The organism is Marinobacter shengliensis (genome assembly GCF_030297115.1).
Taxonomy (GTDB): Bacteria; Pseudomonadota; Gammaproteobacteria; order Pseudomonadales; family Oleiphilaceae; genus Marinobacter; species Marinobacter shengliensis.
This window is the reverse complement of record NZ_AP028063.1, coordinates 67589-81644: the sequence shown is the minus strand read 5'-3', so window position 1 is coordinate 81644 and position 14056 is coordinate 67589. Positions and strand designations below refer to the sequence as shown.

The 14056-nt window shown below is 53.3% G+C and carries 15 protein-coding genes; all 15 read left to right on the top strand.

All coding sequences use genetic code 11. The features are described from left to right. Nucleotides 1-2 precede the first annotated feature (2 nt). The 15 genes from QUE75_RS20090 to QUE75_RS20020 all read left to right on the top strand — a co-directional run bounded on the left by QUE75_RS20090 (nucleotide 3) and on the right by QUE75_RS20020 (nucleotide 13954). A complete protein-coding gene (locus tag QUE75_RS20090; RefSeq protein WP_011783546.1) occupies nucleotides 3-731 on the top strand; it encodes a TIGR03747 family integrating conjugative element membrane protein in 729 nt (242 codons plus the stop codon). Nucleotides 732-1050: 319 nt separating this feature from the next. Then, nucleotides 1051-1359, top strand: coding sequence for an integrative conjugative element protein, RAQPRD family (locus QUE75_RS20085; protein WP_127334571.1), 309 nt, complete (start codon nucleotides 1051-1053; stop codon nucleotides 1357-1359). Further along, nucleotides 1359-1613, top strand: coding sequence for a DUF3262 family protein (locus tag QUE75_RS20080; protein WP_041657474.1), 255 nt, complete (start codon nucleotides 1359-1361; stop codon nucleotides 1611-1613). Before QUE75_RS20085 ends, QUE75_RS20080 begins: the two co-directional genes overlap by 1 nt. A 32-nt stretch (nucleotides 1614-1645) precedes the next feature. After that, entirely contained in the window at nucleotides 1646-2017 is a 372-nt protein-coding gene (locus QUE75_RS20075) for a TIGR03745 family integrating conjugative element membrane protein (protein ID WP_011783549.1), read from the top strand. Between the two features lie 14 nt (nucleotides 2018-2031). Continuing rightward, nucleotides 2032-2424 carry a TIGR03750 family conjugal transfer protein gene (locus tag QUE75_RS20070; RefSeq protein ID WP_199447792.1) on the top strand — a complete coding sequence of 131 codons (393 nt, stop codon included), beginning with the start codon at nucleotides 2032-2034 and terminating at the stop codon, nucleotides 2422-2424. 2 nt (nucleotides 2425-2426) lie between these two features. Continuing rightward, entirely contained in the window at nucleotides 2427-3092 is a 666-nt protein-coding gene (locus QUE75_RS20065; RefSeq protein ID WP_011783551.1) for a PFL_4703 family integrating conjugative element protein, read from the top strand. Between the two features lie 2 nt (nucleotides 3093-3094). Next, nucleotides 3095-3943, top strand: a complete 849-nt coding sequence (locus QUE75_RS20060; RefSeq protein WP_199447791.1) for a TIGR03749 family integrating conjugative element protein — start codon at nucleotides 3095-3097, stop codon at nucleotides 3941-3943. A gap of 11 nt (nucleotides 3944-3954) precedes the next feature. Then, the gene (locus QUE75_RS20055) at nucleotides 3955-5439 is read left to right on the top strand and encodes a TIGR03752 family integrating conjugative element protein (protein WP_286256029.1); all 1485 of its coding nucleotides are present in this window, start codon (nucleotides 3955-3957) and stop codon (nucleotides 5437-5439) included. Next, nucleotides 5399-5812 carry a TIGR03751 family conjugal transfer lipoprotein gene (locus QUE75_RS20050; protein WP_072678434.1) on the top strand — a complete coding sequence of 138 codons (414 nt, stop codon included), beginning with the start codon at nucleotides 5399-5401 and terminating at the stop codon, nucleotides 5810-5812. Before QUE75_RS20055 ends, QUE75_RS20050 begins: the two co-directional genes overlap by 41 nt. A gap of 4 nt (nucleotides 5813-5816) precedes the next feature. Continuing rightward, entirely contained in the window at nucleotides 5817-8945 is a 3129-nt protein-coding gene (locus QUE75_RS20045) for a conjugative transfer ATPase (protein WP_286256028.1), read from the top strand. Further along, nucleotides 8942-9406, top strand: coding sequence for a DUF1525 domain-containing protein (locus QUE75_RS20040; RefSeq protein ID WP_011783556.1), 465 nt, complete (start codon nucleotides 8942-8944; stop codon nucleotides 9404-9406). The genes QUE75_RS20045 and QUE75_RS20040 overlap by 4 nt, the downstream gene beginning before the upstream one ends. Continuing rightward, on the top strand, nucleotides 9403-10557 hold the full coding sequence (locus QUE75_RS20035; protein WP_011783557.1) for a TIGR03756 family integrating conjugative element protein: 1155 nt from the start codon (nucleotides 9403-9405) through the stop codon (nucleotides 10555-10557). Before QUE75_RS20040 ends, QUE75_RS20035 begins: the two co-directional genes overlap by 4 nt. 41 nt (nucleotides 10558-10598) lie before the next feature. Further along, the gene (locus tag QUE75_RS20030) at nucleotides 10599-11954 is read left to right on the top strand and encodes an integrating conjugative element protein (protein ID WP_286256025.1); all 1356 of its coding nucleotides are present in this window, start codon (nucleotides 10599-10601) and stop codon (nucleotides 11952-11954) included. Next, nucleotides 11955-12314 carry a hypothetical protein gene (locus QUE75_RS20025; protein ID WP_072678439.1) on the top strand — a complete coding sequence of 120 codons (360 nt, stop codon included), beginning with the start codon at nucleotides 11955-11957 and terminating at the stop codon, nucleotides 12312-12314. 5 nt (nucleotides 12315-12319) lie between these two features. After that, nucleotides 12320-13954, top strand: a complete 1635-nt coding sequence (locus QUE75_RS20020; RefSeq protein ID WP_286256021.1) for a conjugal transfer protein TraG N-terminal domain-containing protein — start codon at nucleotides 12320-12322, stop codon at nucleotides 13952-13954. Nucleotides 13955-14056 lie beyond the last annotated feature (102 nt).

Genomic DNA, 14056 nt, shown 5'->3' with positions numbered 1-14056 from the left:
TAATGGCTGAGGCGAGCACTGAACACCCGGCCCGGCGGCGAGGGCCCATAGGCAAGACGATTGAGCTGGTTCTCAAAATAATCGGATTGCTCCTTTTTTCTGCCTTTATGTCCGTAGTAATCGAGTGGGTCGGTATGGCGTTTTTCTACGACGAGCCAGGATACGCCCACGCCGAGTCCATGATGCAAACGGAGATTGGGTATTTGAGCGAGTCCCTGACAGGCGGGGACGGCATGAATGAAGGTGCGATTTCATCGGCCAGTGAAACCGTAAGTACCGTAGCGAATTTTCTTTTTATCGATTCAGGTATTGTCGACAATCTTCAAGCGGTAAAAACGGTGTCTCCGGATGACGGTGAGATCAAAGCTGCAGTAAAGAGGCTAGTAGCAGGATATTACGACTACCTCATGGCGGCAGTTTACGTTCTGATCATGTTCCTGGTTCGAATGGCCATTCTCTTTCTGTCGATGCCGGCTTTCATACTGTTCGGCATTGTAGGGATCAGCGATGGACTGATGCAGCGGGATCTGCGGCGTTGGTGTGGCGGGAATGAATCCGGGTATGTCTATCACTGGGCAAAACGATTCTCCCTACCGGTATTGGCCCTCGCCTGGATTCTCTACCTGTCGATTCCAAATTCGATCCATCCGAACTTTATTATCACGCCGTTTGCGGTTCTTTTTGGGCTTTGTCTGATGGTCATGACCTCGAAGTTCAAAAAGTATCTTTGAATGCTGGCTGTTCTAATTCCCCATACTCCCTTGAATCCGCGGGGGGGTATGGGTGAGACGGCTATGTTCCGAGATCCGGCTGGCGAAAAGCACTACCGCCCAAACACCTCTTGCTGGATTTATCTTGCGCCCGTTTGTAGCCATCACCTCAGTCATTGCTTCACTTTCACTACAGCTGTTCTGTCCTTGGTAAGCCAATGTTTCTTTGCCAATCCGTAACGAAATAGGTCAACTTCTGTTGACCTAATAAACCCGATGCCCTCCGCTCGCTCTGATTAAATTCAACTCATCTCCGGTAAGCCAGTCCAATGGATTCGTGATGAGTAACCTGAAACACCTTCTGCTGTTTTGCCTCCTCGCATTTGTGCCAGTGTCCAACGCGGACGTATGGGCTGAGCGTGAGGCCCTTTCCAATATCAGAACAGAACTTGCCGCTCTTGAAGTGTTGGTTATGAGTGCTAAGGCCCGTTCCAACTCAAACGAACGCACCCAGTTCGAATACGAAACTCTCTTGGCTGACCTGCGCAAGATACAGGCAGGTATTGCCCATCATCTGACCGTTCCGATGGAGCCCATTATTCCGTCGGCTATTGATGCTCTCAGTGAATCCTACACGGAGCATCAGTAATGAATGCGCAACAACAGCAGTGGTTCGCTGAAGGCGCAGGGTGTGGGGGCGGCCCTTGCTTCCAGACCTCTGCGGCCATGCTCGATGCAATTCAGCTCATTGGTGGGACGGCGTTTTTCCTCTACACGGCCTGGCTCTGTATGCAGGCCTATGAGGATTTTGGTGCGGAGCGAATCAGCGGTACAAGCATGCTCGTCATCTGGTGTCGGAGTGTTTTTCTGTTGATGGTTCTTTTGTACCTACTCGTTAGCTAATAAACCAACCTAAACAACCGGGTAATTGAAAAATGGAAAGAGCGATTCATCAAGGTTTGCACAAAGCGCGGGCCTTTAAACACGGTGTTGCCATGGCAATGTTGGCGTTTGGAACACAGGTCCACGCTGCATTGCCGACGACAACTAACCCCTCCCAAGCGCCAGCCCAAGGCGATTACATCGGACTGCTCAAAGGCTACGCCTATGACATCGCCATCGTACTTGGTTTGATTCTGGGCACCATCGCGTTTCTGGCGGTCGCTCGCAACATGATCTCGACCTACAACGAGATTGGGGACGGCAAGAAAACCTGGGGCGATATGGGGATGCACGGTGGTATGGGCGTGCTGCTGCTCGTCTTTGTTGTCTTCCTGCTTACCGAAGCCTCAACCGTTATCTTCTGATGAATCAACCAGGAATGAAGGGTCGAGAAATCGACTTCATCCCCGACCGGCTCATTGAAGAGCCGGTTGTTTTTCGGGGGCTAACGGATACGGAAGTCGTTGTTCTCATCAGCGTTGGCCTAGTTTTTTGGATTCCTGTCTCCGTTCTGGTGCTACTGCCGTTCGGGTGGGGGTTGTTTGGCGTTGGGATCGGAGTGGGTATGGCCATCGCCAGTTTGCTGGTCATAGGGAAATACCTTCAGGAGCTGAAGCGCCGCAGACCTGACGGTTTGCATATTGTCTATCTGAAGAAACTAGCCCAGAAAAAATTCAGTTTCATCAATTTCAACTACATCGAGACGTCCCAAGGCTGGGATATACGGCGCGAGAAGCCCGTTGTTCGAATTCACATGGAGACGGAGGAGTGACAATGGGGCGTACAAAAAAAGCTCTCGATGGTCGCGATTCGCACATTCTGACCCTACGAATACTGCTCGGACTTTTAAGTGTCGCACTGATTCTTACGATCATGGGATGGAGGGATGCACCCGAGCACATCAAAGTGGATATACCGCCCGATCTTCGTTCTGGCTCTACCCGAGGAATCGACGAACGGCATCCATTCAATATTTATGCGTTTGGCTACTACATCTGGCAACAGATGAACAATTGGCCAGTTGAAGGCACCGATAACTATAAACAACAGATCGAGCGTCTGAGCTGCTACATCACTCCACGATTTAAGGGTGAACTGGAGCGGGATTATCAGCAGCGCCTTTTAAACCACGAGCTCACCCGCTCTCGCGCACTTCAGGAAATGCCGGATCGCCCGTACACGGCCAAACGAGTCTATGTGGAATCTGGAGACAGTTGGGTGGCGTTCTACGACGTCAACGTAAAAGAGACGTTTCGTTCCGAGATCGTCAAAGACATTTTTGTTCGATACCCCCTTCGAGTCGTGCGCTGGGATGTGGATCCCGAGTGCAATCTGTGGGGCCTGGCGCTTGACGGTTTCTATAAAAAACCGAGGCGACTGGAAGGCGGCAGCCGGGAGCAGGATGACGTTCAGAACACCTCTTCGGAAATCGGTGAATAAACATGCGGAAATTCATTATCACATCAGTCGCCTTCCTGTGTGTCGCCACATCAAGTTGGGCGGAACAGATTATTCATTATGACAATCTGCCGGTGACCATTGAGCTGCATAATGGCGAGGAACGATCCATTCAGTTCGGTTCCCATGTTCAGGTTGGCATCACCAAAGGACAGCAGGTTAAGAAACTCTTCCGGGCCCAGTCCGCGCAGGGGGCCGTTCATTTCCTCCCTTACGAGGCATTTGATAAACAGCGTGTTCAAATCCGACGCATGGACGACGGAAAAGTGATCCTTCTCGATCTCATCGCTACCGACAAAGCAGATGGAGAAAAATCACTTGAGGACGTCCGGATCGTGCTGGCATCGGACAATGTGGTTTCTTCGGACGACGCTGCCGCATCTATGCCTGAAAAGGTTGAGCTGATTACGCCCATTGACCTGACTCGCTACGCGGCGCAAAGGCTCTACGGCCCCACCCGACTGCACCACGATCAAGCCGGGATTTCGGAAACGCCGCTTGCGGTCAAAGGCGCGGTACGAATTTTCAAAGGCCCGGCCCGTTACAAAACCCTTTCAAAGCCTGTTGTGGCCTACCAGGGCGGCGGGTATTACCTTGCGGCGCTGTACATCCGGAATGTTTCTGACGAAACGGTTCAACTGGATTATCTGGACCTCAACCTGCCGTTTTCACATGCCACGTTACAGCACCACAGTCTTGAGCCGCAGGGAACGCCCGGCGATAGCACGGTGTTGTACCTGATCTCTGAACGGTCCCTCAAAGAGACACTCTATCCCTGGACGTACTACCAGGACCTGAAGCGTGAAACCCAAGCGTCTGTAGCGGACAGCTAAAGGAGAGCCTGATGAAAGCCAACATTGTTGTCAAAGCACTGGCCGTCGTCGTGGTTGCGGTTCTCTTCGTTATCATCATGAAAGGCGGCCGTTCCAATGACTCTCAGGCCCAATCTGATCCCGGCTCGATCGAGACTTCGGGTCTCTCAGCTATTGAGAGCGGTCCAGGCCAGATCGATAACGGTCTTGGGATAGATCCCCTGGAAGCGGATTACCTTCAGGAAGAGTTCGGTGTAGACGTTGATACTCCCGTTGAAACGATGCGGACGTTGACCAATGAGACGCGTGCGGTTCGCGAGGACAGCATTAAGCTGCAGGAAGAAAACGAACGCCTGAAGGCGAGGATCGACAGTCTTCTGAAGATGGAGGAGAGCCTCAATAAGCGGATTGCCAATCGATTCGAGAACGCCGAGCGAGATGCAGCGGTGCAGAAGCGTCAGCTTGAAAACACTCAGGATCGCACGCGAGGCCTGATTGCTCAATTGGAAAGCCGGCTGGAGGAACTTCAGGGCTCGAATGAAAAAAGCCAGACCACGGCCAACGGCTACGACATTAACTCAGCCGGAATCCCTACGGGCCTTGGTTATGACGACAGCGGCTCGCCCGTCGACTTTGATCAAGTGATTTGGACAAATCCTCTGGAAGCCGAGGTAGACCCCCGGGACCCATCAAAGATTTCGCTGCCTGATTTTGATCTGGGCGCCAGCAGTGTTTCCTCGGTCACCGGCCTGGAGATGCCACAACAAAAGCAAAAGTCTAAAGAAGAGCGGCTGGTGAAAGCGTACACCATTCCCGATAACGCTACGTTACTCGGTTCAGTCTCGATGACAGCCCTGTTGGGGCGCATTCCAATCGGGGGGCAGGTGGTTGACCCGTATCCGTTCAAGCTGATCGTTGGACCTGAGAACCTGTCTTCAAATGGCATCAAAATTCCCGGTCTTACTGGCATCAAGATGTCCGGGATTGCCAAGGGCGACTGGACTCTGAGCTGTGTCAGCGGACAGATCGACTCGATGACGTTCACGTTCCAGGACGGAACAATCGTGAGCTATCCCGAGCCAGGCGAAAAGTCTATAGAGGCCATTGCGTGGTTTTCGGATAAATACGGTATTCCTTGCGTGACAGGCCAGCGGATTACAAACGCGCCAAGTTATCTCGCTCAGAAAGTTCTCCTGACGGGGGCCAGTTCTTATTCCAAAGCCAAAGCGGACTCCGAATTTACCACCTCAACCAATGCCCTTGGTGGACAGACCAAAGGGCTGACGGGCGATCCCATGGTGGTCGCAAAGAACGATGCCATTTCCAGTAGCCTCGATGAGGTGACGGATTGGCTTGATGCCCGCCAAAGCAATTCGTTTGACGCCATTTACGTTGAGCCAGGAACGGAGCTGGTGATTCACATCTCGGAACAACTGGCCATTGATTACGATCCCGAAGGTAGAAAGGTAAACCACTATGCGAATGTCAATCGCCGCTCTGAGTATTTCCTTGATTAGCGTTGCGCTGACCGGTTGCGCGAGTAAGGACAACTTTATTCCTCAGCCCAGTCAGGACATGAAAGCCGTTTATGCAAATCACATGAGCGGAGTTGGTGATGGACAGTTGCTGGATACCCGTGCTCTGGTTCGCCGTCCAATGGTCGAGGGGGACGTTCGGCTCAGCGATTACGTACGTTCCGAAAAAAATCAGCTACAGAAACGATTCAAACTGCTTCCCAATCCGACGATGTACATGTTTGTCGCTCCGCACTTGGCCACCAGTGACCAGGTCCCTATACCCGGTTATTTGACCGAGTTCCGTATGTGGGAGAAAGACCACTATGCGATGCCGGGCGAGCTCAGTGATATGCGGAACGAATTCGGAGAGTAACGATATGGATTTCGCCAAGGCACTTAAAGATGTTTTCTCCCCCTCAGGGAATGCCCGCCAGAGAGAGGGAACAGCTGAATCTCCCGCGCAAATTGAACATAAATCGAAAGCCAAACCGCTTAGTACACTGGAGGCCAAGCGCATGTATGGGCGGCCTTCGTCGTTCGTTCAGAAGCTGCCTTGGTACGAATTCCAGACCGACTCGAAAACCGTCCTGCTCGATGACGGTAAGAGCGTAGGCGCTGTCTTTGACATCATGCCGATCGCGACCGAGGGCCGATCCTACAACTGGCTCCAGAACCGGCGGGACATGATTCAGGATGCGTTGCAGGACTGTTTTGAGGAGCTGACCAGCGGTCCCTGGATTATACAGCAGTACACCTACGACGATGACGACATGGAGTCCTACATCGCAGCGTTGAGGGAGTATCCCAAGCATTACTGTAAAGGCTCAGAGTTCACCCAGGACTGGCTCGAAAAAATGGAAGCCCATCTGAGAGGGATTTGTAAAGAAGGCGGCCTGTTCGAGGACAAAGAAGTCCTGGATGCCCCCTGGAGCGGGAAAATTCGTCGTATCAAAATGGTGGTCTATCGCAGACTGCCGGCAAAGTGGAAATCGTACGCGGGGATGACGCCTGAAGAAGAGCTGAACGATACAATTGAAAAGCTTGAAGCCTCTTTCCGCGATGCGGGCATCACGTTGGTGCGCAATGACGGCAAAACCTATTATGAGTGGCTGCTTAAATGGTTCAATCCGCGCCCGGAGCTGACCGGTGGCAACCGCCGGAAATTTGTTGAATTAGCCAGTTATCCCGGAGAAGAGGCGTTGCCTTACGGTGATGACTTTGCGGAATCCCTGTTTTTCAGCATGCCCAGGTCGGATGCCGATTCGCAAACCTGGTGGTTCGATGGCTTGCCGCATCGGTGCATTCGTGTTCATAAGATCCGTCGAACACCGAAAATCGGCCAGATTGCAGGGGAGGTCAGCGCGGTAACGCCGGACGGTCTCACCACCGGTAAAGCGTCCTGCATGATGGATAAAATGCCGCCGGGCACAGTCATGGCGACGACCATCATCATCACACCTCAAGATGAGGTTCAGAACCATATCAACCGGATCCAGGATAAATCCAAGGGTGAGTCAGTTGATGCGACGATGGCCCGGGGTGACTGTGAGACCGCCAAGGCTTTAATGGGCAACAAGCACAAGCTCTATCGGGCGATGATGTGCGTCTATATTCGCGGTGAGAATCTTCGCGATCTTCGCAAGAAGTCCAACGCAGTCAGTACGATCCTTCTGACCAACCAGCTATCACCGGTGCGAGAGGAAGACGAATCTCTTGGACTCGATGCCTATGTTTACAACCTGCCCATGGTTTATGAGCCCGGCATGGACGCTAACTTTAAAGCCACGCGTCCGGTTTGGTCTCAGCACCTGGCAAATCTCTCCTCCGTTTTTGGTCGCCACAGAGGCACAGGTAATCCGGGACAAACCCAGTACAACCGGGGTGGGGAGCCGGTGTCCTTCGATCCTTTCAATGGCGCAGACCGAAAGAAAAACGCACATGGACTGATCCTGGGCCCAACCGGTGCGGGCAAATCTGCGCACATCACGAATATGGCAGGCCAGATCATGGCCTTGCTTCGGCCCCGGCTTTTCATTGTCGAGGCGGGTAACTCCTTCGGGCTTTTGGGTGACTATTTCGCCAGCAAGGGCCTGTCCGTGAACAAAGTTCAGCTCAAGCCCGGCGCGGGGGTATGCCTGCCTCCGTTCGTGGACGCTGACAAACTTCTCCAGACCAATAAAGAGGATCTTCTGGGGTCTCGGATCGTCAGCGATAGCTCATTAGTCGGCGAGGAGGACCTGGCAGCCCATATTCCAGAAAAGATTCGAAGCGATGGTGTGATGAAATCGTTTCACGAGCTGAACGAAGCCGAGCAGAAGCAGGTGCGAGCCAAAGCGGCAATGGATGTTCTGGCAGAGATGATGATGGCCGAGGACACAACCGCCGATGACGATGGTGATGACCAGCGTGACATCATGGGTGAGATGGAAATTATCGCCACGCTCATGATCACCGGAGGCGAAGAAGAAGAGGCGAAAAAGCTGTCCCGCGCAGACCGCCGAATGATCAGGGATGCCATTTTCAATGGTGCCCGAAAAGCAGAGCAAGCCGGTCGGAGAACCATGACCTCAGATGTGGCTGACGGCTTTCGGATGATCAACGAAGACAGGGACTATCCGGAGCACCGGAGAATGCGGGCCTTCGAGATGGGCGAATCCCTTCGGATGTTCTGTGATGGGTTCGAGGGTGAGGTTTTTAATACAGACGGTGAAGCCTGGCCCGATACCGATGTGACCATCGTGGATCTCGCGACGTTTGCCCGGGAAGGCTACAACGCCCAGCTGGCCATTGCCTATACATCGATCATGATGCGAATCAACAACCTTGCCGAGAAACACCAGCATGACGAACGGCCCATCGTCATGCTCACCGATGAAGGCCACATCATAACAACCAATCCTTTGCTGGCGCCGTTTGTCGTCAAAGTCGTGAAAATGTGGCGAAAGCTGGGTGCCTGGTGGTGGGTGGCGACTCAAAACATGGCCGACTTTCCGAGTTCTGCGAAAAAGATGCTCAACATGATTGAGTGGTGGATTTGTCTGGTTATGCCACAGGACGAGATTGAGGATATCGCCCGCTTCAAGAACCTGACAGAAGAGCAGAAGCAACTGATGCTTTCGGCCCGCAAAGAACCCAAGAAGTACACGGAAGGGGTCGTTCTGTCGGAAAACATGGAGGCGTTGTTCCGAAACGTGCCGCCGTCGTTGTACCTGAGTCTTGCAGGTACAGAGAAAGATGAGAAAACGGAACGTGCCCGATACATGAAACAGTTCGGAATCACTGAGGTAGAGGCCGCTGAATACGTCGGGAAAATGATCGACTACTACCGGGGTATTGCGGAAAAGCCGGCGGATCCCGTTCCGAACCGCGAAAGAAAAACCGCGGCAGAGACAACGCTTGAGCGGCTGGAGAAAATGCACGCTGATCAGGGCCAGGACGCGGTAGCCAAGGAAGTATTGGAAACGCTGCGTGCTGATGTGGCCGCCGAGAAGGAGACAGCCTTGTGAGGACGACGACTGTTGCCCTTTCCCTTCTGGTCAGCCTGATCACGGGAAATGCCCAGGCGTTGGAGCCCATCCACAGCCTTCGGATATTTCAGACCCAGGAAACGTTTGTGCTGGATGACGTTTCATTGCCTCCCGGGCTACCGGTCGAGGTTTATGAGCTGGATGCGAGCCAACGAGCGACAGAGGAGCTTAACCGGCAGGTTCGATCCCGCTTGCAAGAGGATCTCAATCTCCAGACCTACGAAGATGCCCACCGGCGCGCCTTCAGCGACTTGTTGAACAGTCCTGATTGGGGGGGCGTCTATCAGCAAATTGAAGTGGGTAGCCGGGCGATCGAAGCCGCAGTTAGGTTACAGATCAAAAAAATACCTGCAGTGGTGTTTAACGACCAAAAAGTTGTCTACGGCCAGCGCTCGCTCAAGGCCGCTCTGGAGGTTTACAACAAGGAGGGTAGGCGGTGAACCCGTGTCTGAAATTACTTGCTTCAGTCTGGTTGTTGCTGGCGTCCGGATGGGCCGTTGGATACCCGTCAGATTGGACCAACTATAACCCGTCCTCCACGGACGCTGTTCGGGACACTACGATTGGCAGCACTCAACAGCTGCTTGAACAGCGCGGCACGGTTGAGTGCATCGCTTGCCACGGCGAAACCAACGACCAGTATAGCGGGGTCATCAATACGATCGATATTACGCAGCAGACAATGGCCGCGGCCATGTCCTGTATGGACTGGGAGTTACGGGGCGCCTGTGTTTGGATGAGCTGTGTGGTTCCGCCGATCTGTACTTTTACCACCAGCATCAAGGTCAAAAACTTTGTCCCCGATCTGGTGGTTCAGAGTTATGACAGGGCAAATGGTGAGCCCTGGACAGAAAGCCAGGATATCAATCAAGTCAGCCAGGGGACGTCGGATAGCAGCTGGGTGACAACGATGATTTCCTGGGTCGAGAATTACAATGTCACTGAGGTCCGAGGCGGACAATCGAACGAAGCGGTCAAAAATGACCACGTTAACCTGGATTTTAAACTCGTCGACGCCTACGGAAACCCCGCGTTGATTGCCTACAATGCGATGGCGACCGGCCTGTTTGGTATGGTCTGCTCCGGCCGGTCGTTTCCCTTTTTTCCGTATTACATTTCAAACCTGGACTCCATTGCCTGGCGGTGGAACCTGCCAGAACTCTTCTACCCGCAGTCCTGGGCTGTTGGCGTACCTGCCTACAATCTCGGCACGATGACGAATAACTACGGCTCGATCTTCCCGAGAATGGGGTTTCTGACACAGGCCGATGGGTTGAAGAGTGCGGTTCTGACGTCCTTCCGGGCGATGCATTTCATTACACGTACTTTTGAACCTCACCTGTATTTCTCAATTGGCCAGCCCAGTGAAGATGGCTACTGGCCCGCCGGCCCCTTGGATCAGAACGACAAGGACACGGGCGTGTTTCAGATGCTTTATCCGGACAACGAGAGTTCCTGCGCCCAGTTCCCCATGTCCGCGATGCCGGGCCCTAGTAAGCGCAGCTCGGATGGTTCTTACGTTTGGAATTTCTGGAAAGCCTACAAGTGCTGCCAGCGGGTTGGACAGACCCTCGTTTGGCACAGTGGTTGATGACCGCCACCAGGTAAGCTGTTTACGACAAGGATAGGTGTATGAAAAACCCTAAAGAACGTTTGGTTTGCTTTGCGCTGGCAGTGTCACTGGTGGCACCAGCGTTTGCGCTGGATACCAGCTCACCGCGATTGAAAAATGCGTTTGATTACCGAATCGGAGGCGGAATGCTGTCAGGGCCTCCAACGGCCGTTCATACCGTTCCGGTGCTCAGTTTCGGTTCAGGCTGGGATCTCGGTATGGAGTGCGGGAAGTTTGATCCGAAGATTACGGTGTCAAATCAGTTAAACGGTATCACCGATGGCTTCAAGAACATGATGAACAACATCATCCAGTCGGCCACCGGAGCGGTAGCATCCTTACCCGCGCTGGCAATCCAGCGAGCGGACCCGGCACTGTATGACCTTCTTCAGCAGGGCATTTTGCAGGGAAAAATGGACTTTGAGTGGGCCGAGACCTCCTGTCAGGAAATGGCGTCGGTCATGATGGGCGATCAGGGTTTTCCGTTTGAGAAATTCAAAGTGAATGCCCAGGTTTCCGAGTGGGCTTACCAAATTGGGGCTAAAGGTGGTGATGCTAAAGCCACCAAGGATGAAGTTGATAGGCTGGAAGCGGGTAACGAAGGGGCGGAGTGGATCTGCGGCGTCAAGAAAGGGGGCGTAGCAATGCCGCCCATCAATGCGCTGCGAGATGTCGTGATTGTCGGGTACAACGTGTTGTTCGATCAGAGTAACCCCTGCACCACGGCCAGTATCCCTCCGGCTGCCGGTCAGGGGACACCGCTCTGGGAGTACTGGAGTGGTCCGGTCGCCGCCGCCACATGGGCTATGGAAGTGGTGGGTGATACTGAAATCCGAACGTGTGAGACCTGTAAAAAACTGGAAACCACGCCGGGTAAAGGCCTGACCTACAAGCACCGGGATATGTCGGACAGTATCTACAACGACCTGGAAGACCTCGTGAACGGAGTGACGCCAATGACCTGGCAGAACCTGAACAGAGTGTCTGCACCACCGGGAGTATTGGTTGACGACACGGTGATTTCGGCGATTCGAAAGCGACCGCTGGACAGCCAGCCAACCATGATTCGGAAGTTAGCCGGTGAAATTGCTTACACCCGCCTGGTCGAGCAGGGCAGGTTACTGACACAAATGCTTCGTTCGGGTGTTAAAGAGCCCAATGTGTCCAATCTGCAGTCGGCCAAAGCTGTGGTCAATGATGCAATTGATCATCTGCAGGTTGAACTCGACCAACTCGATAATGAAATCAAAACCCGTCAGGCCATTGCGAAACTGACCATTCAACGCATCGTTGGTGCTGAAGAGCGTGAAATCCAGAATACACGGGCGCCTTCGAGGGCAAAGCCAACCGGCCTGAACTCGCTGGGGCAGCCTTGAATGAACAGGACACGGAAGTTCTTACTGATAAGTGTCGGCGGTTTGATCGCTTTAATGCTGGTTGGCATGGTTATTTCCGTCTTTACCGAAACCTCGGCTGAAGAGTTATCCACGCTGAACCTGATTTCTGAATGGAAATGGTATCGGATGGCCATGTACGCAGCTTTAGTGGGCTGCTGGCCTCTCATTTCCCGTTGGGCAACTCGCGCAGGACAAGGTGCAAACGGCTCAGAGTCAGAGGAAATCCTGGGTAAACGGCACGCGGACTATCTGCACATGTGCTCGCAGTGGTGGAAGATTGTTTTGTTGCTGATCTTCATTGAACTGGTTTTGATTCAACAATTGGGTCTGGGGGGCTGACAGGGATGGTTGCCAATACGCTGCTGGAAATTTACACCCTGATGTTCGGGTGGAACATGTATGAGGCGATCTGGGACGTGCTGGTCGGTTCCGGACTGGCGTTGGTCCCGTTCATCGTCGCCATCATCTCTAACTTCAAGGATAACTACTCGACGGGCGAAGCCGCTCAAACCATCAGAAGCATGGAAACCACATTGCTCGGAATGATCCTGGTTCTGATGTTGTGCGTGCTTCCTTATAAAGGTTTCTCAACACAGTTGTCGACCGTGCGCTATGAACTCGGCGTACCGGACTGCAACGCCCCGTCCAATATCTCTGGGACGGGAAACAATGTGTCTCCGGCCTACAACTCCACGTTCAGTGACCTTTCCGGCTGGCAGGTTCACAAGCCGGTGGCCTGGAGCTTTGTGGAGTTCCTTTCGACAGCGATCACGCACACCACCATCAAGAGCATGACGTGCGTGAATAACTACGAATACATGTTGATGCGGATTTCTAACGTCAGCATCCAGTCCGAACGGCTTCGGGAAGAAGTACAGCAATTCAACGAGGTGTGTTACCAGAAGGCCATAGCGCGTTTCCGGGAAAATCCACCGACGCCGGAGCTACCGGCCAACGTGACACCCTGGGCGAACATTGACTGGATGGGAAGCCACATCCTGCTGGGCTACCTGGACGAATACTACGAACATCCCTCGGCTTACATGCACCGGATGGAGGATAAGGGCTTCACTCGACAAACTGTGATGCGCCAGAGCGATCAGGTCAATGAATTCGGTGCTAACCCCTCCTGTAAAGAAGTCTGGCTGGGTGAAGAAAGTCTTGGGGGCGGCGTCAATGCGAGCCTGGGGCTAAGACACAAACTTCTCAATGACATACCTATGGACGAAGCTGGCGATATTCTTGCCGACTGGAAAACATGGGGCTTCAACGTCTTTACCACGACCAATGTGACCGAAGAGCTCAAAGAAGACATGATCCTGAAGCTGGTTCTGCAGAATAACGCTGCGAACCTGAAATCCAGCACAGACGTCGATATGAGCAATAATTTCGAGGCTGAACAGTCACAGTGGCGTTCGGTTCTCGACAAGATCTTCGATATCGCCAATGTCGGTACCTCTGCAAACGAGTTTCTGCAGGCAAACTCCATTCGCCAGATGTTCAAGATTGCAGGCCCGATGATTTTGGTGATGCTGCAGATGGTGATTATTCTCGCGGCACCTTTTGTCATGCTGTTTGGTAACTACGGTCTTGTTTCATTTTTCGGGCTGGCCCTGACCTATTTCAGCCTTGAGTTCATCAATGCGATCTGGGCAGCTGCCTACTGGTTTGATAACCGAATCCTCGATATGTATGGCTCCCAGGCGGGATGGTTTGATGAAGCAACTAATTCGTTGCTGATTTCCACCGTTGCTACGTCATCGATCCTGCTACTACCGATGGTCTGGTTGTCCGTCATGGCCTACGCAGGGGCGGGTATGTTAAGAGGAATATCTGGTGGTGGCGTTGCTGGTGGTACAGCAGCAGGTGCAACGGGCTTCTCTCGCGGCGTCGGTGGAGCCGCAGCTGGAGGTATGGCTGCTGCACGGGGCGCGGGTAGGGTGGCAAGCAAAATGGGAGGCCGGAGCGGCCGACCATAAATTGGTTAAGGGAGCTGCCGAATAGTGGCTCCCGTCCTCACAAGTGGTAGAAGGGGGGGCATGGCCAGCGTCCTGGCCTACCTGGAACCGTACCTCTGTGTA

Excerpts from the sequence above, each read along its gene's own strand:
- QUE75_RS20090 (WP_011783546.1), top strand. The coding sequence starts at position 3 with ATGGCTGAGGCGAGCACTGAACACCCGGCCCGGCGGCGAGGGCCCATA.
- QUE75_RS20085 (WP_127334571.1), top strand. The coding sequence starts at position 1,051 with ATGAGTAACCTGAAACACCTTCTGCTGTTTTGCCTCCTCGCATTTGTG.
- QUE75_RS20080 (WP_041657474.1), top strand. The coding sequence starts at position 1,359 with ATGAATGCGCAACAACAGCAGTGGTTCGCTGAAGGCGCAGGGTGTGGG.
- QUE75_RS20075 (WP_011783549.1), top strand. The coding sequence starts at position 1,646 with ATGGAAAGAGCGATTCATCAAGGTTTGCACAAAGCGCGGGCCTTTAAA.
- QUE75_RS20070 (WP_199447792.1), top strand. The coding sequence starts at position 2,032 with ATGAAGGGTCGAGAAATCGACTTCATCCCCGACCGGCTCATTGAAGAG.
- QUE75_RS20065 (WP_011783551.1), top strand. The coding sequence starts at position 2,427 with ATGGGGCGTACAAAAAAAGCTCTCGATGGTCGCGATTCGCACATTCTG.
- QUE75_RS20060 (WP_199447791.1), top strand. The coding sequence starts at position 3,095 with ATGCGGAAATTCATTATCACATCAGTCGCCTTCCTGTGTGTCGCCACA.
- QUE75_RS20055 (WP_286256029.1), top strand. The coding sequence starts at position 3,955 with ATGAAAGCCAACATTGTTGTCAAAGCACTGGCCGTCGTCGTGGTTGCG.
- QUE75_RS20050 (WP_072678434.1), top strand. The coding sequence starts at position 5,399 with ATGCGAATGTCAATCGCCGCTCTGAGTATTTCCTTGATTAGCGTTGCG.
- QUE75_RS20045 (WP_286256028.1), top strand. The coding sequence starts at position 5,817 with ATGGATTTCGCCAAGGCACTTAAAGATGTTTTCTCCCCCTCAGGGAAT.
- QUE75_RS20030 (WP_286256025.1), top strand. The coding sequence starts at position 10,599 with ATGAAAAACCCTAAAGAACGTTTGGTTTGCTTTGCGCTGGCAGTGTCA.
- QUE75_RS20025 (WP_072678439.1), top strand. The coding sequence starts at position 11,955 with ATGAACAGGACACGGAAGTTCTTACTGATAAGTGTCGGCGGTTTGATC.
- QUE75_RS20020 (WP_286256021.1), top strand. The coding sequence starts at position 12,320 with ATGGTTGCCAATACGCTGCTGGAAATTTACACCCTGATGTTCGGGTGG.